Below are 17,980 nucleotides of genomic sequence, written 5' to 3'. Positions count from 1 at the left end.
CAGGTCAATGGCATGGATAGTCAGTACAACTCGATGGCCACGGCAGTAGCCTCACCGCCGCCGATGCACACGGCGCCCACGCCACGCTTGAGCCCGCGCTGCTGCAGCGCCGCCAGCAGCGTGACCAGGATGCGCGCTCCGGAGGCGCCGATGGGATGACCCAGGGCGCAAGCGCCTCCGTGCACGTTGAGCTTGTCGTGAGCGATACCCAGTTCACGCATGGCGACCATGGGCACTACGGCAAAGGCCTCGTTGATCTCGAACAGATCGACTGCCTCCAACGGCCACTCTATACGCGCGAGCAGGCGCTGGATCGCCGAAACCGGGGCGGTGGTGAATAGGTTCGGCGCCTGGGCGTGGCCGGCATGGTCGACGATGCGCGCCAGTGGTGTCAGGCTGCGTTCCTGAGCCTGGGACAGGCGCATCAGCAACAGCGCGGCAGCGCCATCGGAAATCGAGCTGGCATTGGCCGCCGTCACCGTACCGCCCTCGCGGAACGCAGGTTTCAAACCGGGAATCTTGTCCGGCCGCGCCTTGGGCGGCTGCTCATCGCTATCAACCAGACGCCGCTCGCGTCCCTGCGGCGCCTCCACGGCAACGATCTCGCCGGCAAAGCTGCCGTCCGCAATCGCCTGCTGGGCGCGACGAAGCGACTCCAGTGCGTAGGCATCCTGCTCCTCGCGGCTGAAGCGATATTGCTGCGCGCAGTCCTCGGCGAAAGTGCCCATCAGCCGGCCGCGCTCGTAGGCGTCCTCCAGACCGTCGAGGAACATATGGTCGAACACCTGACCATGGCCCATGCGATAGCCGCCGCGCGCACGTGCCAGCAGGTACGGCGCGTTGGACATGCTCTCCATGCCGCCAGCCACCAGCACATCGGCGCTACCGGCGAGCAACTGGTCATGGCCGAGCATCAGCGCCTGCATGCCCGAGCCGCACATCTTGTTCAGCGTGGTGCACTGCACAGCCTGGCTCAGGCCCGCGCCCAGCGCCGCCTGGCGCGCCGGAGCCTGACCCTGGCCGGCCTGCAGCACACACCCCATCAGCACGGTATCCACCGCCTCGGCGGCCAGGCCGGCACGCTCCAGGCTCGAGCGAATGGCCGCAGCGCCCAGCTCCGCAGCGGTAAGGCCGGCCAGATCACCGAGAAAGCCGCCCATGGGGGTACGGGCAGCGCTGACGATAACGATGGGGTCGGTTGCAATCGGCATAAGGTGCCTCCTGAATATTTGGGTCACTGAGGTGGTAATCGCTGAGCGGATTTTTGTGGGAGCGGACTTGTCCGCGAAGCCTTACCCGCAAAAGCTCGCGGACAAGTCCGCTCCCACAGAGCAACGCCTTACTTCGCTGCCATGCGCAGCGCGCCATCGAGGCGGATCACCTCGCCATTGAGCATCGGGTTCTCGACGATATGCCGCACCAGCGCAGCGAACTCGTCGGGTCGACCCAGGCGCGGCGGGAACGGCACGTTAGCCGCCAGGGAGTCGCGCACCTCCTGCGGCATGCCGGCCATCATCGGCGTCTCGAACACGCCCGGGGCGATGCACATGACGCGGATGCCGGAACGCGCCAAGTCGCGCGCCGCCGGTAACGTCAGCGCTGCTACCCCGCCCTTGGAGGCGGCATAGGCCACCTGCCCCATCTGCCCGTCGAACGCAGCCACCGAGGCGGTATTGATGATCACCCCGCGCTCGCCACCGGCGTTCGGCGCGTTCTGCGTCATGGCCTCGGCAGCCAGGCGCAGCAGGTTGAAACTGCCGATCAGGTTGACCTCGACGGTGCGGCGGAAACTGTCCAGGCCATGCACACCCTTGCGGCCAATGACCTTCTCGGCAGGTGCGATACCGGCGCAGTTGACCAGCCCGTGCAGCCCACCGAACGCCTGCTGCGCCTGCGCGAACGCCGTCCGGGCGTCGTCTTCACGGGTGATGTCGGCGCGCACGAAGCGGGTGCTTTCGCCCAGCTCGGCAACGGCCTGCTGGCCGGCCTCGGCATTGATATCCAGCAGCACCACCTTGCCGCCCTGCCCGACCAGTTCCCGGGCGCTGGCCAGACCCAGGCCGGAGGCGCCGCCGCTGATTAGGAATACGGATTCGTCGATACGCATGCTCAACCTCTGTGATTGTTGTTGGGTGAGATTGACAGCCAGATTTGCACAGGTTTACGTTAACGTAAAGGTAAACGAGCAATGACCATGGCAACCACCTACTCCATCTCCGACCTGGCCCGCGAACTGGACATCACCACGCGCGCCATCCGCTTCTACGAGGAGCAAGGCATGCTCGCCCCCGAGCGGCGCGGGCAGGAGCGCATCTACAGCGGCAAGGACAAGGTGACGCTGAAACTCATCCTGCGCGGCAAGCGCATCGGCTTCTCGCTGGCCGAGTGCCGCGAGCTGATCGAGCTGTACGACCCGGAAACCGGCAACCGCAAACAGCTGGAAACCTTCATGGGCAAGATTGCCGAACGCCGCCTGCAGCTCGAACAGCAGTTGCTGGATATCCGCCAGATGCAGCTGGAGCTGGATACCGCCGAGGAACGCTGCCTGAGTGCCTTGGCCGAGACTCACGCGTAGGGTGCGCCGTGCGCACCACTGAATCCGATCCGGTGCGCAGGGCGCACCCTATGACAACAACAAGAGGTGCCCCATGAGCTACCCAACCCTCAACTTCGGTCTCGGTGAAACCATCGACATGCTGCGCGACTCGGTGCAGCAGTTCGCCCAGGCAGAACTGGCGCCGCGCGCCGCGCAGATCGACCGCGACAACGAGTTCCCCATGGACATGTGGCGCAAATTCGGCGACATGGGCCTGCTCGGCATGACGGTCAGGGAAGAGTACGGCGGCACCGACATGGGCTACCTGGCGCACGTCGTCGCCATGGAGGAAATCAGCCGCGCCTCGGCCTCGGTGGGCCTGTCCTACGGCGCGCACTCGAACCTGTGCGTCAACCAGATCCACAAGAACGGCAGCGAGGCGCAGAAGCGCAAGTACCTGCCCGGCCTCTGCTCGGGCGAGCACATCGGCGCCCTGGCCATGAGCGAGCCCAACGCCGGCTCCGACGTGGTGTCGATGAAGCTGCGCGCGGAAAAGCGCGGCGACCGCTACGTGCTCAACGGCAACAAGATGTGGATCACCAACGGCCCGGATGCCCACACCTATGTGATCTACGCCAAGACCGACATCAACGCCGGCTCACGCGGCATGACTGCCTTTATCGTCGAGCGCGACTTCAAGGGTTTCTCCCGCCACCAGAAGCTGGACAAGCTGGGCATGCGCGGCTCCAACACCTGCGAGCTGCTGTTCGAGGATTGCGAGGTGCCGGAGGAAAACATCCTCGGTGCCGAAGGCGCCGGCGTGCGCGTGCTGATGAGCGGCCTGGACTACGAACGCACCGTGCTCTCCGGCGGCCCGACCGGGATCATGAGCGCCTGCATGGACGTGGTGCTGCCCTACGTGCACGAGCGCCAGCAGTTCAAGCAGTCCATCGGCGAATTCCAGCTGGTGCAGGGCAAGCTGGCCGACATGTACGCGGGTATGAACGCCTCCAAGTCCTACCTGTACAACGTCGCTCGCGCCTGTGATCGCGGCGAGGAATCGCGCAAGGACGCTGCGGCGGTGATCCTCTACACCGCCGAGATGGCGACGAAAATGGCGCTGGACACCATCCAGTTGCTCGGCGGCAACGGCTACACCAACGAGTACCCGGCCGGGCGCCTGCTGCGTGACGCCAAGCTCTACGAGATCGGCGCTGGCACCAGCGAGATCCGCCGCATGCTGATCGGCCGCGAGCTGTTCAACGAGACCAAGTGATGCTCGGTCTGTTCCCTCTCCCACGTGTGGGAGAGGGTTAGGGAGAGGGGCTCTGAGTCGCCTGCACCGCCCTCTCCCCCGGCCCCTCTCCCGCAAGCGGGCAGAGAGGAGATAAATCAAAATCGGAGCACCACCGATGGCCATCCTGCACACCCAGATCAACACCCGCTCACCGGAATTCGCCGCCAACCAGGCAGCCATGCTCCCCCAGGTGGACGAACTGCGTACCCTGCTCGCCCGCGTTCACGAAGGCGGCGGTGCCAAGGCGCAGGAGCGCCATACCTCGCGTGGCAAGCTGCTGCCGCGCGAGCGCATCAACCGCCTGCTCGATGCCGGCTCGCCGTTCCTGGAGATCGGCCAGCTCGCCGCCCATGAGGTATACGGCGAGGACGTGCCGGCCGCCGGGGTGATCGCGGGTATCGGCCGGGTCGAAGGTGTCGAGTGCATGATCGTGGCCAACGACGCCACGGTAAAAGGTGGCAGCTACTACCCGCTGACGGTGAAGAAGCACCTGCGCGCCCAGGCCATCGCTCGTGAAAACCGCCTGCCGTGCATCTACTTGGTGGACTCCGGCGGCGCCAACCTGCCGCGCCAGGACGAGGTATTCCCCGATCGCGAGCACTTCGGCCGGATCTTCTTCAACCAGGCCAACATGAGCGCAATGGGCATTCCGCAGATCGCTGTGGTGATGGGTTCCTGCACTGCTGGTGGCGCCTATGTACCGGCGATGAGTGACGAGACCATCATGGTGCGTGAACAGGCGACCATATTCCTCGCCGGCCCGCCACTGGTGAAGGCCGCCACCGGCGAAGTGGTGACAGCCGAAGAACTGGGCGGCGCCGACGTGCACTGCAAGACCAGCGGCGTGGCCGACCACTATGCCGAAGACGACGAACACGCCCTGGCCCTGGCCCGCCGCTGCATCAGCAATTTGAACTGGCGCAAGCTCGGCCAGCTCGACAGCCGTGTGCCCATCGCCCCGCGCTACCCCGCCGAAGAGTTGTACGGGGTGATCCCGGCAGACGCCAAGCAGCCCTTCGATGTGCGCGAGGTGATCGCGCGCATCGTCGACGATTCGCAGCTCGATGAATTCAAGGCGCTGTTCGGTACCACCCTGGTCTGCGGCTTCGCCCGAATCAACGGCTACCCGGTGGCGATCCTGGCGAACAACGGCATCCTCTTCGCCGAGGCGGCACAAAAAGGCGCGCACTTCGTCGAGTTGGCCTGCCAGCGCGGCATTCCACTGCTGTTCTTGCAGAACATCACCGGTTTCATGGTCGGCAAGAAATACGAGGAAGGCGGCATCGCCAAGCATGGCGCCAAGCTGGTCACCGCCGTGGCCTGCGCCCAGGTGCCGAAATTCACCGTGTTCATCGGCGGCAGCTTCGGCGCCGGCAATTACGGCATGTGTGGACGCGCCTACGACCCGCGTTTTCTGTGGATGTGGCCCAACGCGCGGATCGGTGTGATGGGCGCTCAGCAGGCCGCGGGCGTACTGGTGCAGGTCAAGCGTGAACAGGCCGCACGCGCCAGCCAGCCGTTCAGCGACGACGAGGAACAACGCCTCAAGCAGCCCATCGTCGAGCAGTACGAGCAGCAGGCGCACGCTTTCTATTCCAGCGCCAGGCTGTGGGACGACGGCGTGATCGACCCGGCGCAGACCCGCGAGGTGCTGGCCCTGGCGCTGTCGGCCAGCCTCAACGCGCCGATCGAGCCGACCCGTTTCGGGGTGTTCCGTATGTGATGATCAACTCCCCTCTCCCGCTTGCGGGAGAGGGGCCGGGGGAAAGGGTCAAACGCTCGAAGCGCCCTCTCCCCAGCCCTCGCCCCTGAATGGGAGAGGGAGCAAAAAGCAGATTCCGGAATTGACCATGACCGAATTCACCACCGTACAGCTTGAGAAAGACCCGTGCGGCTTCGCCACCTTGTGGCTGAACCGCCCGGAGAAGAACAACGCCTTCAACGCCGAGATGATCCGCGAGTTGATCCTCGCCCTCGATGCCGTGGGTGAGGACAAGAGCCTTCGTTTCCTGCTGCTGCGCGGCCGTGGCAAACATTTCTCCGCCGGCGCCGACCTGGCCTGGATGCAGCAGGCCGCCGCCCTCGACTACAACGCCAACTTGAGTGACGCTCGTGAGCTGGCCGAACTGATGTACAACCTGCACGGCCTGAAGATCCCGACCCTGGCCGTGGTCCAGGGCGCAGCCTTCGGCGGCGCGGTGGGCCTAGCCAGTTGCTGCGATATGGCCATCGGCGCCGAGGATGCGCTGTTCTCGCTGTCCGAGGTACGTATTGGCTTGGCTCCGGCGGTGATCAGCCCCTTCGTAGTGCAGGCCGTTGGCGAGCGCGCTGCCAAGCGCTACGCGCTGACTGCCGAGCGTTTCGACGGCAAGCGTGCCCGCGAACTGGGCCTGCTCGCCGAGTGTTTCCCGGCCAATGAGCTGGACGTTCAGGTCGAAGCCTGGATCGCCAACCTGCTGTACAACAGCCCGCAGGCCATGCGCGCCAGCAAGGACTTGCTGCGCGAGGTCGGCAGCGGAGAGCTGACCCCGGCCCTGCGTCTTTACACGGAAAATGCCATCGCCCGCCTGCGCGTCAGCGCCGAGGGCCAGGAAGGCCTGCGCGCCTTCCTGGAAAAACGCCAACCGTCCTGGCAGGAGCAATAACCATGATCGACACCCTGCTGGTCGCCAATCGTGGCGAAATTGCCTGCCGCGTGATGCGTACGGCCAAAGCCATGGGCATTCGTACTGTCGCCGTACACAGCGCCATCGATGCCAATGCTCGGCATGTGCGTGAAGCAGACGTGGCGGTGAATCTCGGCGGTGCCAAGCCTGGCGAAAGCTACCTGCTGATCGACAAGATTATTGCCGCCGCCAAGGCCAGCGGCGCGCAGGCCATCCACCCTGGCTACGGTTTTCTTTCGGAGAACGCCGGCTTCGCCCGTGCCATCGAGCAGGCCGGATTGATCTTCCTCGGCCCGCCCGCCTCGGCCATCGAAGCCATGGGCAGCAAGTCGGCGGCCAAATCGCTGATGGAAGCTGCTGGCGTGCCGCTGGTGCCCGGCTACCACGGTGAAGCGCAGGATTATGAGACCTTCCGCGAGGCGGCCGCGCGCATCGGTTACCCGGTGCTACTCAAGGCTGCTGCGGGCGGCGGTGGCAAGGGCATGAAGGTGGCCGAATCGGAAGCGCCACTCGCCGAGACGCTGGAGTCCGCGCAGCGCGAAGCGCAATCGGCTTTCGGCGACTCGCGCATGCTGGTGGAAAAATATGTGCTCAAGCCGCGCCACGTGGAGATCCAGGTGTTCGCCGATCAGCACGGCAATTGTCTGTACCTCAACGAGCGCGACTGCTCCATCCAGCGTCGCCATCAGAAGGTCGTGGAAGAAGCGCCGGCGCCCGGCCTGAGTCCCGAGCTGCGCCGCGCCATGGGCGAGGCGGCGGTCAAGGCCGCGCAAGCCATCGGCTATGTCGGTGCCGGCACCGTGGAGTTTCTGCTCGACGAGCGTGGCGACTTCTTCTTCATGGAGATGAACACCCGCCTGCAGGTCGAGCATCCGGTCACCGAAGCCATCACCGGCTTGGATCTGGTGGCCTGGCAGATTCGCGTCGCCCGTGGCGAGCCGCTGCCGTTGGCTCAACAGCAGGTGCCGCTGAACGGCCACGCCATCGAGGTGCGGCTGTATGCTGAAGACCCGGATCACGATTTCCTCCCCGCTACCGGCACCCTGGCGCTGTACCGCGAGGCCGGCAATGGCGACGGCCGGCGTATCGACAGCGGCGTGGCCGAGGGCGATAGCGTCTCGCCCTTCTACGACCCGATGCTGGGCAAGCTGATCGCCTGGGGCGAGAACCGCGAGCAGGCGCGCCTGCGACTGTTGGCGATGCTCGGCGATACCCTAGTCGGCGGCGTGAAGACCAACCTGGCCTTCCTGCGCCGCATCCTCGCCCACCCGGCCTTCGCCGCATGCGAGCTGGATACGGGCTTTATCCCGCGCCATCAGCAGCAGTTACTGCCCGCTCCGGGCGAGTTGCCGGATACCTTTTGGCAACTGGCGGCCGATGCCTGGGGGCAGAGCGAGACGCCGCTGCAACGCGACGATGATCCGCATTCGCCCTGGGCAAGCCGCAGCGGCTGGCGCGCCGGTGGCGCTGCTGAGGTCGAGTTGCACCTAAGCTGCCAGGGTGAAAGCCGCAAGGTGCGTGCGACCAACAAAGCCTGCTTGCATGGCGAAGAGCTGCTGGTGGAGATCGATAGAACGCGCCAGCGTCTGCGCGCCATTCGCCGTGGCGACACGCTTTACCTGCAGTGGCACGGCGAGCTACATGCAATAACCCGCTTCGACTCCATCGCCGCCGCCGAAGCCAGCCATGCCCAGCACGGCGGCCTTAGCGCGCCCATGAACGGCAGCATCGTCCGGGTGCTGGTCGAACCCGGCCAGGAGGTCGAAGCCGGCACCGCCCTGGTGGTGCTTGAGGCGATGAAGATGGAGCACAGCATCCGTGCGCCCGAGGCCGGCACGGTCAAGGCGCTGTATTGCCGCGAAGGGGATATGGTCAGTGAAGGCGCGGCTCTGGTGGAGCTGGCACCGTAGGGTGGATCACGCTTCAGCGATCCACCGCATTCGCGCTGGATAAGGTGGACATGAACGACGATGCAGTTGTAGGAGCGAATTTATTCGCGATTGAATCGCTACGTTGCCACCGATATCGCGAATAAATTCGCTCTACAGACAATCCCACGCGGCGCGCTATGAATACGAGGAAACACCTATGAGCCTGCCCCTATCCGTGCGTCTGGTCGAAGTCGGCCCGCGTGACGGTCTGCAGAACGAGAAGCAGCCGATCAGCGTCGCCGACAAGGTACGCCTGGTCGATGAGCTGACTGCGGCCGGTCTGAACTACATCGAAGTGGGCAGCTTCGTCTCGCCCAAATGGGTGCCGCAGATGGCCGGCAGCGCCGAGGTATTCGCCGGCATCCAGCGCAAACCTGGGGTCACCTACGCCGGCCTGACGCCCAATCTGAAAGGCTTCGAGGCCGCGCTCGAAGCCAAGGTCGAGGAAGTGGCAGTGTTCGCCGCCGCCAGCGAGGCCTTCTCGCAGAAGAACATCAACTGCTCCATTGCCGAGAGCCTGCAGCGCTTCATACCGCTGATGGAGGCGGCCAAGGCCGCGAACGTGCGCGTACGCGGCTACGTGTCCTGCGTGCTCGGCTGTCCCTATGATGGCGAGATCGATCCGGCGCAGGTCGCCAGTGTCGCTCGCGAGCTGTACGCCATGGGCTGCTACGAGGTATCGCTGGGCGACACCATCGGCACCGGCACGCCGGGCAAGACCCGCCATCTGATCAACGTCGTCGGCCGGGAAATTCCCCGGCACCTGCTGGCGGGGCACTTTCATGACACCTACGGCCAGGCTTTGGCCAATATCTACGCCAGCCTGCTTGAGGGCATCAGCGTGTTCGACAGTTCGGTCGCTGGCCTGGGCGGCTGCCCCTACGCCAAGGGCGCCACCGGCAATGTCGCCACCGAAGATGTGCTGTACCTGCTGCAAGGCCTGGGCATCGAGACCGGTGTGAACATGGACAGGCTGATCGCCGCCGGCCAGCGCATCTGCGAGGTGCTCGGCAAGGCCAACGGCTCACGCGTCGCCCGCACCCGTCTGGCGAATCGCTGACCCTCAACGCGCACGCCTGTAAGAGCGGATTTATCCGCGATTTTTCGCGGCTGAAGCCGCTCCTACACAGTCGTAGCCCGGATGAAGCCCGGGGCTTTGCGGCGCTCAGGATGCCTCCGGCTACACCGCCAGGCATATCACTGACCGTCAACGCCCACGCCTGTAGAAGTGAATTTATTCGCGATTTTTCCGCGGCTGAAGCCGCTCTTTACAGGCTGATGATCACTTCGCGGCGATCACTGTCTTACTTCACAAATGCCTGACGTTAGAAGGTGGAGGCCGGATGTGCAGGCCACATCATTAAGGCCAGAGCATCCTTTTGCGCTAGGGTTGAAGTACCGACAAGCAACGACGAGGACTGACCATGCAGCAACCTCTGTGGACGCCTACCGCCGAGCGTGTCGCCGCCAGCCGAATGGACGCTTTCCGCCGTTTCGTCAATCAGCGCCACGGCTTGCAACTGGCTGACTACCCTGCCCTGCATGCCTGGAGCGTCGAGAAACGCGAGGCTTTTTGGCCGGCCATCGTCGATTTCTTCGAGATTCGTTTCCACAGCCCCGCCGGCTGCACGTTGCGCGAAGGCCCGGCAATGCCGGATGCGCAGTGGTTCCCCGGCGCCACGCTGAATTTCGCCGAGCACCTGCTGCGCCGCCGCGATGGCCATCCGGCGCTGGTGGCCATCGGCGAGGACGGCAGCCGCGAGCAGCTCAGTCATGCGCAACTGGCCGCCCATGTCGCCGGCCTGCAGCGGGCTCTGCGCGACGCCGGTGTCGGTCTCGGCGACCGCGTCGCGGCGTTCATGCCCAACACCTGGCAAACCGTGGTGGGTATGCTTGCCAGCGCCAGCCTCGGCGCTACCTGGTCGAGCTGCTCGCCGGACTTCGGCACTCAGGGCGTGACCGACCGCTTCGGCCAGATCGAGCCCAGAGTGCTGATCGCCGCCGCGGGTTATCGCTATGCCGGCAAGCGAATCGACCTGACCGACAAGCTGAACGAAATTCTTCATCAACTGCCCAGCCTGGACCATCTGGTCATCGTGCCCTACTCACGCGACGAGGCCAGCCCTGCTGATTACGAGTCCGTTGCTCCAGCGACTCTTTGGCAAGACTTCTACCAACCTGGCGGCGCGCCGCAGTTCACGCCAGTCTCTTTCGATCATCCGCTCTACATCCTCTACTCCAGCGGCACCACCGGCGCGCCCAAATGCATCGTCCACGGGCACGGCGGCACCCTGCTGCAGCACGTCAAGGAACTGGGGCTGCACACCGACCTGAGCGCCACCGACACCCTGTTCTACTACACCACCTGCGGCTGGATGATGTGGAACTGGCTGGTATCCGGCCTGGCCCTGGGCCCCACCCTGGTGCTTTACGACGGCTCGCCTTTCCATCCCGGTCCCACGCGCTTGATCGACCTGATCGACGCCGAGGACATCAGCGTCTTTGGCACCAGCGCCAAGTTCATCGCCGCGCTGGAGAAAGCCGGCGTCAGACCGCGCGAAAGCCATAAACTGCGAAGCCTGAAGGCCATCCTCTGCACCGGCTCGCCGCTGGCCCACGAAAGCTTCGACTACGTCTACCGCGATGTGAAACCGGACCTGTGTCTGTCATCCATCTCTGGTGGCACCGATATCGTCTCCTGCTTCGCCCTGGGCAACCCGACCCTACCCGTTTGGCGTGGCGAGCTGCAGTGCAAAGGCCTGGGCATGGACGTGCAGGTTTGGAACGAGCTGGGTCAGCCGGTTCATAACGACAAGGGCGAGTTGGTCTGCACCCGGCATTTCCCCTCGATGCCGGTGGGCTTCTGGAACGATGCAGACGGCGAGAAGTTCCGCGCCGCCTATTTCGACACTTTTCCCGGAGTCTGGGCCCACGGCGACTATGCCGAAGAAACCGAACATGGCGGCCTGATCATCCACGGCCGCTCCGACGCCATACTCAACCCCGGCGGTGTACGTATCGGCACCGCGGAAATCTACCGCCAGGTGGAGAAGGTGCCTCAGGTGCTGGAGTCCATCGCCATCGGCCAGGACTGGCAAGGCGATGTGCGTGTGGTGCTGTTCGTGCGCCTGCGCGAGGGCGTGACGCTGGATGAGCCATTGCGCGACGAGATTCGCCAGGTGATCCGCGCCAACACCACGCCGCGCCATGTGCCGGAGAAGGTCATCCAGGTCGCCGACATCCCGCGCACCCTCAGCGGCAAGATCGTCGAACTGGCGGTGCGCAATATCGTCCATGGCCGGCCGGTGAAAAACACCGATGCCCTGGCCAATCCCCAGGCGCTGGAGTTGTATCGCGATCTGCCAGATTTGCAGAAATAAATCTGCTGATACAGACCAACGCCACGGCAAGCGCAGCCGCCTCTATACTTATCCGACCAAAACGATAGGATTTCGTCGTGCTCAAACGCCTCTGCCTGGCTCATGCGCTGCTCTTCGCTGCAGTGGCGTCGGCCGATGAGCCGGTCAGGCTGTACATGCCGGATGCACCGCCACTGGCAATGAACCATTACGCCGGTGGCCATGGCATGGTGGGTGACGTGGTGCTGGCGGCGCTGGCCAGAATCGGCGAACTCTCCCACATCGTCGCAGAACCCTGGCCGCGCGCGCAGGTAAGCGTCGCCAGGGGCAGCGACATGCTGATCATTCCGCTGTCGCGCACGCCCGAGCGCGAAGAACTCTATACCTGGATCACCCCAATCATGAAGTTGGAGCGCGCCTTTTTCACCCTCGACGGACCCGTCCAGAGCTTTGCCGAGGCTCGTCAGCGCTATCGCCGCATCGGTGTCGGCATGGGCACCGCGCAAGTTGGCATCCTGCAGCGCGAAGGATTCAGCGACGAGCAGATCGTGCAACTGAAACTGGGTGAGAACCCGGCTCATCTGCTCGTGCTTGGGCGCATCGACGCCTGGTTCACTGGCGTGCCCGAAGCGCTGTATATCTGGGAGGGTTCGGAGTACCGCAAGCGCAATCTGCGCAGCAGCCCGCCGCTGACCAGCACCGACATTTACCTCGGCTGCTCCAGGCAATGCGACGCGCAACTGGTCGAACGCTTGCGCACCGCCATCAAGGAACTGGAGCTAGACGGCGTCAGCCTACGGTTGCGGCAGGCCTATCTGCCGCTGCAACCCGATCCCTAGATCCCCTGACGCCCCGGATCCTCGGGCGGCTGCTCTTCCTCGATATCCTCCAGCTTCAGCTCCAGCCCCCAATCGCCTGCCGAGGCGGCCTTTGGTGCAGCGACGGGCGCGGCCACCGGCGCAGCGGCAGCAGGTGCCGGCCTGGCATTGGCCGGATTGTCGCGATAGAGCTTGAGCTTCAGGCGCACGTTGTTCGCCGAGTCGGCGTTCTTCACTGCCTCTTCCTCGTCGATGGCGCCCTCGTGCACCAGGTCGATCAGCGCCTGATCGAAGGTCTGCATGCCGAGGTTCTTGGATTTTTCCATGATCTCCTTGAGCTCGGAGAATTCGTTGCGCTTGATCAGGTCGCGCACCGTCGGCGTCCCCAGCATCACCTCCACCGCGGCGCGGCGCTTGCCATCGACGGTCTTGACCAGCCGCTGGGAGACGAACGCCTTGAGGTTGTTGCCCAAGTCGTTGAGCAATTGCGGACGGCGGTCTTCCGGGAAGAAATTGATGATGCGGTCCAGCGCCTGGTTGGCGTTATTGGCGTGCAGGGTGGAAATCGCCAGATGGCCAGTGTCGGCGAAGGCCAGCGCATGCTCCATGGTTTCACGGTCGCGGATCTCGCCGATCAGGATCACGTCCGGCGCCTGGCGCAGGGTGTTCTTCAGCGCGGCGTGGAAGCTGCGCGTGTCCACACCCACTTCGCGCTGGTTGATGATCGACTTCTTGTGCCGGTGCACGTACTCCACCGGGTCTTCGATGGTGATGATATGGCCGCCGCTGTTGCGGTTGCGGTAGTCGATCAGCGCCGCCAGGGAGGTCGACTTGCCCGAACCCGTGCCGCCGACGAACAGTACCAGCCCGCGCTTTTCCATCACTGTACCGAGTAGCACTTCCGGCAGCTTGAGGTCTTCGAAGCGGGGAATGTCCAGCTTGATGTTGCGCGCGACGATGGACACCTCGTTGCGCTGCTTGAAGATGTTGATGCGAAAGCGCCCCACACCAGCCAGCGAGATGGCCAGGTTCATCTCCAGTTCGCGCTCGAATTCCTCGCGCTGCGCGCTATCCATGATCGCGTCGGCGATGGCCGCCACGTCGCCCGCCTTCATTGGCTCCTGGCTCAGCGCCTTGAGTACACCGTTGAATTTCGCACAAGGCGGCGCACCGGTGGACAGATACAGATCGGAGCCATCCTGACTGGACAGGATTTTCAGCATTGCGTGGAGATCCATGGCGGCGTTTTCCGTGGGCACGATTGAAATACCATAGGCCATGATTCGCCCGCACCGCGGATGAAACACACCCATAAAGTTGACGCCATTCTGCTGGCGCAATGAATCCTGGCACAATAGCGCCCTGACAGAATTGAGGAACCCATCAATGGCAAAGGCAATGGCCCGCCACATCCTGGTCAAGACCGAAGCGGAAGCGGCCGCCTTGAAAAAGCGCATCGCCGCCGGCGAAGCCTTCGATGTGCTGGCGCGCAAGCACTCCACCTGCCCTTCCGGCAAGAAAGGCGGCGACCTTGGCGAAGTGCGTCCCGGGCAGATGGTGCGTGCGGTGGATCAGGTGATTTTCAAGAAGCCGTTGCGTGAAGTGCATGGCCCGGTGAAGACCCAATTCGGCTATCACCTGATCCAGGTGTTCTATCGCGACTGACCCGGCTCAAGCGCCTGAATCACCCATGAACTCGACGATCTTGCTTCTGAGCCAGCGCTCGGCCGGGTCGTTGTCGGTCACCCCGCTCCAGACCATCGACAGGTCTGAGGTGACCAACTCGAATGGCGGATCATCAGCGCGTAGCCCGGTGCCTTCGATCAATGCCGTTGCTGCGTAATCCGGCACCGAGGCGAGCATTTCCGTACCGGCGATGATCGAGCGCAAACCGCTGAACTGCGGCACCGCCAGCACCACGCGCCGCGAGCGATCCAGGCGCGCCAGATCGTTGTCGATGTTGCCGCACAGATCGCCCGAGAACGACACCAGCGCATGCGGCCGCGAGCAATATTCGTCCAGTGTCAGCGCGCCGGGGCGATCGTCGCCACGCAGAACCTTGACCTTCATTTCGCGCAACTTGCGGCGCTTGGCGTTGGCCGGCAATTCGGTGGTATAGCTGACGCCTACGGAGATTTCCCCCGAGGCCAGCATCGACGACATCAGCAGGAAGTTGACCCGCCGCACCACGATCACCACCTCGGGCGCCTCTTCACGAATCTGGTTGAGCAAGGCCGGGAACAGGCCGAACTCGGCGTCATCGGACAGGCCGATGCGAAAGGTGTCGCGGTTGGTCGCCGGGTTGAACTCGCGGGCACGGCTGACCGCGCCCGAGATGGTGTCCATCGCCGGCTGCAACTCCTTGAGAATCGCCAGCGCCCGCGCGGTCGGCTCGAAACCGCGACCATTGCGCACCAGCAGCGGGTCGTCGAACAGGTCACGCAGCCGGGCCAGCGCCGCACTGACCGCCGGCTGGCCGAGAAACAGCTTCTCGGCCGCACGGGTGAGGTTCTTTTCGAACATCAGGGTTTCGAAGATCACCAGCAGATTCAGGTCGACGCGGCGCAGGTCGTTGCGATTCATCCAGAGGGCCTCAGGGCGCAGGTTTGTTGGCGCATTAAAGCAGCAACTCCCGTGCCCACATAGCCCGATCAGAGTCCCAGTTCGGAAAGCCCCGGATGATCGTCAGGACGACGCCCCTGCGGCCAGCGGAACTTGCGCTCGGATTCCAGGATCGGCAAGTCGTTGATGCAGGCATAACGGTTGATCATCAGGCCGTCGGCACCGAACTCCCAGTTCTCGTTGCCGTAGGAGCGAAACCAGTTGCCAGAGTCGTCACGCCATTCGTAGGCATAGCGCACGGCGATGCGGTTGTCGGCGAATGCCCAGAGCTCCTTGATCAGACGGTACTCCAGCTCCTTGGCCCATTTGCGCTCGAGGAACGCACGCGCCTGATCGCGGCCATTGGCGAACTCGGCGCGGTTGCGCCAGCGCGTATCGAGGCTGTAGGCCAGCGCGACCTTGGCCGCATCACGGCTGTTCCAGCCATCCTCGGCCAGGCGAACCTTCTCGATGGCGCTCTCGCGAGTGAACGGCGGCAGCGGCGGACGAACTTCAGTATTTGACGACATGACGGCACCTCAGGCTTGCGGGGGGTTGTGCCCATTGCTGGGCGATAGGGATTGCAGAAGCAATAGCGCAGTACGACCGGCGCTGTCGGCGGCATCCGCCTGGCCGGTCACCATGGCGACGGCGGTCGCGCCATCGATCAGCAGGAGAAACTGCCTGGCCATTTCCCCGGGCTCGGCAAAGCTGCCAGCCGTGGTCAGCTCGTTCAGATAGGCCAGCAGGCGCTGTTTGTGCAGCAGCGCCACGGCGCGGATTTCACTGTCGAGATCACCGATCTCACCAGCCGCATTGATAAAGGCGCAGCCGTGGAAATCCGCCGCCGAAAACCAGGCGCGCAGAAGCGGGAATGCAGCCAACAAGCGCTCGCTTGGCGAGCCAGCCGAGGTACCCGCGATAAACCACTGCATCCAGCGCTCATCACGCTCGCGCAGTGCCGCGGCGACCAATGCTTCCTTGGTCGGATAGAGGCGATAGATGCTTTTGCGCGCCACCCCGGATGCCTTGACGATGGCGTCCATCCCGGTGGCATTGATGCCGCCGGCATAGACCAGGCTTTCGGTGGCTTGCAGCAAACGTTGCTGTAGAGAGGCGTCTTCAAGCATGGTTCAAACCAAAGAGAATGATCGTTCTCAATAACGTAGAACGATCATTCTCTTTGGTCAACCGTTTTTCGTAAGGTGGGACGAGCGGTAGATCAGTAGAGTGCGCCAGCACTTCAGCATCTCGACGGCGCGAGCCGGACTTCGCAGATGCGCCTTGCAGGGTGAAGGCCGCTCAGCGCCGCTCCGACACTGGCGTATGCTCGGCCATCAGCTCCACCACCCAGTCGATGAATACCCGCAGCTTGGCGCTGACGTGGCGGTTCGGCGGGAAAGCCAGGTACATCGGCATCGGTGTCATCTGCCAGTCTTCGAACAGGCGCACCAGTTCGCCGTTGGCCAGGTGCGGCCTGGCCATGTAGTGCGGCAGCCAGAGCATGCCCAGGCTTGCCAGCCCGGCGGCCAGATAGGCATTGCCGTCATCGACGGTCAGCAGCGGGCGACCCTGCGCCTCGATGCGCTCCTCGCCGCGCCACATGACATAGGGCAATGCCTTGCCGGTGCGTGACCAGAGAAAGCCCACGGTGCTGTGTCCGGCGGCCTCCAGCTCACTTGGGTGCGTCGGCGTTCCGACGCGCTGCAGGTAGCTGGGCGTGGCGTAGATACCGAGTTGCAGGTCGCCCACATGCCGCGCCACCAGCGACTGATCGCTGATCTCGCCACCGCGCACCACGCAGTCGACGTTCTCGCCAATGATGTCGACGATCCGGTCACTCACGCCCAGGGTCAGCTGAATTTCCGGATAACGCGCGTAGAACGCCGGCAGGGCCGGAATCAGCAGCATGCGTGCGAAGGGGCTGGGTACGTCCACACGCAAGCGCCCGCGCGGGGCCAGCGATGCGCTGGACAGGCTGGTTTCGGCATCGTCGACATCGGCCAGCAGGCGCACCACGCGTTCGTAGTAGGCGGCCCCATCGGCCGTGACGGCGACCTTGCGCGTGGTGCGGTTGAGCAGGCGCACGCGCAGCCGCGCCTCCAGTTGCTGAACCAGCTGCGTCACGCTGGTCTTGCTCATGTGCAGGGTTGCAGCCGCTTTGGTGAAACTGCCGGTTTCCACCACCCGGGCGAAGGCCTGCATCGCGTCGAAACGGTCCATTTCACGTCTCTCTCAGCCATTGATTGTTTGGATTCTACAAACAGTCATGACCAGAGTTGCTCGTTTATCCAGTGCGGCGACGTTCTTAGAGTGAAGCCATCGACAACAGCGGGCCATATCGGCCCCGACGGAGGCAACAATGACCAGCAAACGTGATGTGGTTTTCCCGGCCGAGCGCCACGCCCTTTACGAGCTCCATCGCTACTCGCCGGCGATTCGCTCCAACGGCTTTCTGTTCGTGTCCGGCCAGGTCGGCAGCCGCAAGGACGGCTCGCCCGAGCCGGACCTGAAAGAGCAGGTGCGTCTGGCCTTCGCCAACCTCAACGCAATCCTCGCCGAGGCCGGCAGCAGCTTCGACGATGTCGTCGACACCACCATCTTCATGGTCGACCCGCACGCGAAGTTCGAAACCATCTGGGAGGTGGCAGCCGACTATTGGGGCGAAGCGCCCTACCCGACCGTGACCGCCATTGGCGTGACCTGGCTGTCCGGTTTCGATTTCGAGATCAAAGTGATCGCCAAGCTGCGCGATTGAGCAGTGGCGGTGTC

17 protein-coding genes are annotated in these 17,980 nt (G+C 64.0%); 10 read left to right on the top strand and 7 right to left on the bottom strand.

Annotated elements, in window-relative coordinates; translation table 11 throughout:
- Positions 1-20: 20 nt before the first annotated feature.
- The gene (locus B3P22_RS17110) at positions 21-1,211 is read right to left on the bottom strand and encodes an acetyl-CoA C-acyltransferase (RefSeq protein ID WP_296271820.1); all 1,191 of its coding nucleotides are present in this window, start codon (positions 1,209-1,211) and stop codon (positions 21-23) included.
- A 128-nt stretch (positions 1,212-1,339) separates the two neighbouring features.
- Entirely contained in the window at positions 1,340-2,107 is a 768-nt protein-coding gene (locus B3P22_RS17105) for a 3-hydroxyacyl-CoA dehydrogenase (RefSeq protein ID WP_296271819.1), read from the bottom strand.
- Positions 2,108-2,194: 87 nt separating this feature from the next.
- Here B3P22_RS17105 and B3P22_RS17100 point away from each other — a divergent pair, with 87 nt between their 5' ends.
- From B3P22_RS17100 to B3P22_RS17065, 8 genes are all read left to right on the top strand, one after another.
- Positions 2,195-2,575, top strand: coding sequence for a MerR family transcriptional regulator (locus B3P22_RS17100; RefSeq protein ID WP_296271818.1), 381 nt, complete (start codon positions 2,195-2,197; stop codon positions 2,573-2,575).
- A 73-nt stretch (positions 2,576-2,648) separates the two neighbouring features.
- Positions 2,649-3,812: an isovaleryl-CoA dehydrogenase gene (locus tag B3P22_RS17095; protein ID WP_296271817.1), complete on the top strand. Its 1,164-nt coding sequence runs from the start codon at positions 2,649-2,651 to the stop codon at positions 3,810-3,812.
- Positions 3,813-3,948: 136 nt separating this feature from the next.
- The gene (locus B3P22_RS17090) at positions 3,949-5,556 is read left to right on the top strand and encodes a carboxyl transferase domain-containing protein (RefSeq protein WP_296271816.1); all 1,608 of its coding nucleotides are present in this window, start codon (positions 3,949-3,951) and stop codon (positions 5,554-5,556) included.
- Positions 5,557-5,683: 127 nt separating this feature from the next.
- Positions 5,684-6,478: a gamma-carboxygeranoyl-CoA hydratase gene (locus tag B3P22_RS17085; RefSeq protein WP_296271815.1), complete on the top strand. Its 795-nt coding sequence runs from the start codon at positions 5,684-5,686 to the stop codon at positions 6,476-6,478.
- Between the two features lie 2 nt (positions 6,479-6,480).
- A complete protein-coding gene (locus B3P22_RS17080; RefSeq protein ID WP_296271814.1) occupies positions 6,481-8,409 on the top strand; it encodes an acetyl-CoA carboxylase biotin carboxylase subunit in 1,929 nt (642 codons plus the stop codon).
- A gap of 178 nt (positions 8,410-8,587) precedes the next feature.
- Complete coding sequence (locus B3P22_RS17075) at positions 8,588-9,490, top strand: hydroxymethylglutaryl-CoA lyase (RefSeq protein ID WP_296271813.1); 903 nt, start codon at positions 8,588-8,590, stop codon at positions 9,488-9,490.
- 364 nt (positions 9,491-9,854) lie between these two features.
- Positions 9,855-11,810, top strand: a complete 1,956-nt coding sequence (locus B3P22_RS17070) for an acetoacetate--CoA ligase (protein ID WP_296271812.1) — start codon at positions 9,855-9,857, stop codon at positions 11,808-11,810.
- A 77-nt stretch (positions 11,811-11,887) separates the two neighbouring features.
- Positions 11,888-12,628 (top strand): substrate-binding periplasmic protein, encoded by a 741-nt coding sequence (locus tag B3P22_RS17065; protein ID WP_296271811.1) that lies wholly within the window; start codon positions 11,888-11,890, stop codon positions 12,626-12,628.
- Here the strand turns inward: B3P22_RS17065 and B3P22_RS17060 are convergent.
- Complete coding sequence (locus B3P22_RS17060; RefSeq protein ID WP_275545249.1) at positions 12,625-13,845, bottom strand: PilT/PilU family type 4a pilus ATPase; 1,221 nt, start codon at positions 13,843-13,845, stop codon at positions 12,625-12,627. The two genes, B3P22_RS17065 and B3P22_RS17060, sit on opposite strands and share 4 nt — an antisense overlap.
- A gap of 148 nt (positions 13,846-13,993) precedes the next feature.
- On the opposite strand from B3P22_RS17060, the gene B3P22_RS17055 reads away from it, so the two are divergent.
- Positions 13,994-14,272 (top strand): peptidylprolyl isomerase, encoded by a 279-nt coding sequence (locus tag B3P22_RS17055; protein WP_013715799.1) that lies wholly within the window; start codon positions 13,994-13,996, stop codon positions 14,270-14,272.
- Between the two features lie 6 nt (positions 14,273-14,278).
- Here B3P22_RS17055 and B3P22_RS17050 read toward each other — a convergent pair whose 3' ends face one another.
- The 4 genes from B3P22_RS17050 to B3P22_RS17035 form a co-directional block, all read right to left on the bottom strand.
- A complete protein-coding gene (locus tag B3P22_RS17050; protein ID WP_275545250.1) occupies positions 14,279-15,190 on the bottom strand; it encodes a LysR family transcriptional regulator in 912 nt (303 codons plus the stop codon).
- 68 nt (positions 15,191-15,258) lie between these two features.
- Positions 15,259-15,738 (bottom strand): nuclear transport factor 2 family protein, encoded by a 480-nt coding sequence (locus tag B3P22_RS17045; protein WP_275545251.1) that lies wholly within the window; start codon positions 15,736-15,738, stop codon positions 15,259-15,261.
- A 9-nt stretch (positions 15,739-15,747) separates the two neighbouring features.
- Complete coding sequence (locus B3P22_RS17040; RefSeq protein ID WP_296271810.1) at positions 15,748-16,338, bottom strand: TetR/AcrR family transcriptional regulator; 591 nt, start codon at positions 16,336-16,338, stop codon at positions 15,748-15,750.
- A gap of 172 nt (positions 16,339-16,510) precedes the next feature.
- Positions 16,511-17,431, bottom strand: a complete 921-nt coding sequence (locus tag B3P22_RS17035) for a LysR family transcriptional regulator (protein WP_296271809.1) — start codon at positions 17,429-17,431, stop codon at positions 16,511-16,513.
- 139 nt (positions 17,432-17,570) lie between these two features.
- Here B3P22_RS17035 and B3P22_RS17030 point away from each other — a divergent pair, with 139 nt between their 5' ends.
- Positions 17,571-17,966, top strand: a complete 396-nt coding sequence (locus B3P22_RS17030) for a RidA family protein (protein ID WP_296271808.1) — start codon at positions 17,571-17,573, stop codon at positions 17,964-17,966.
- Positions 17,967-17,980 lie beyond the last annotated feature (14 nt).

This window comes from Pseudomonas sp. UBA6323, assembly GCF_002439135.1.
Lineage (GTDB): Bacteria > Pseudomonadota > Gammaproteobacteria > Pseudomonadales > Pseudomonadaceae > Aquipseudomonas.
The sequence above is the reverse complement of the archived record's forward strand: the minus strand, read 5'-3'. Positions and strand labels throughout refer to the sequence as shown.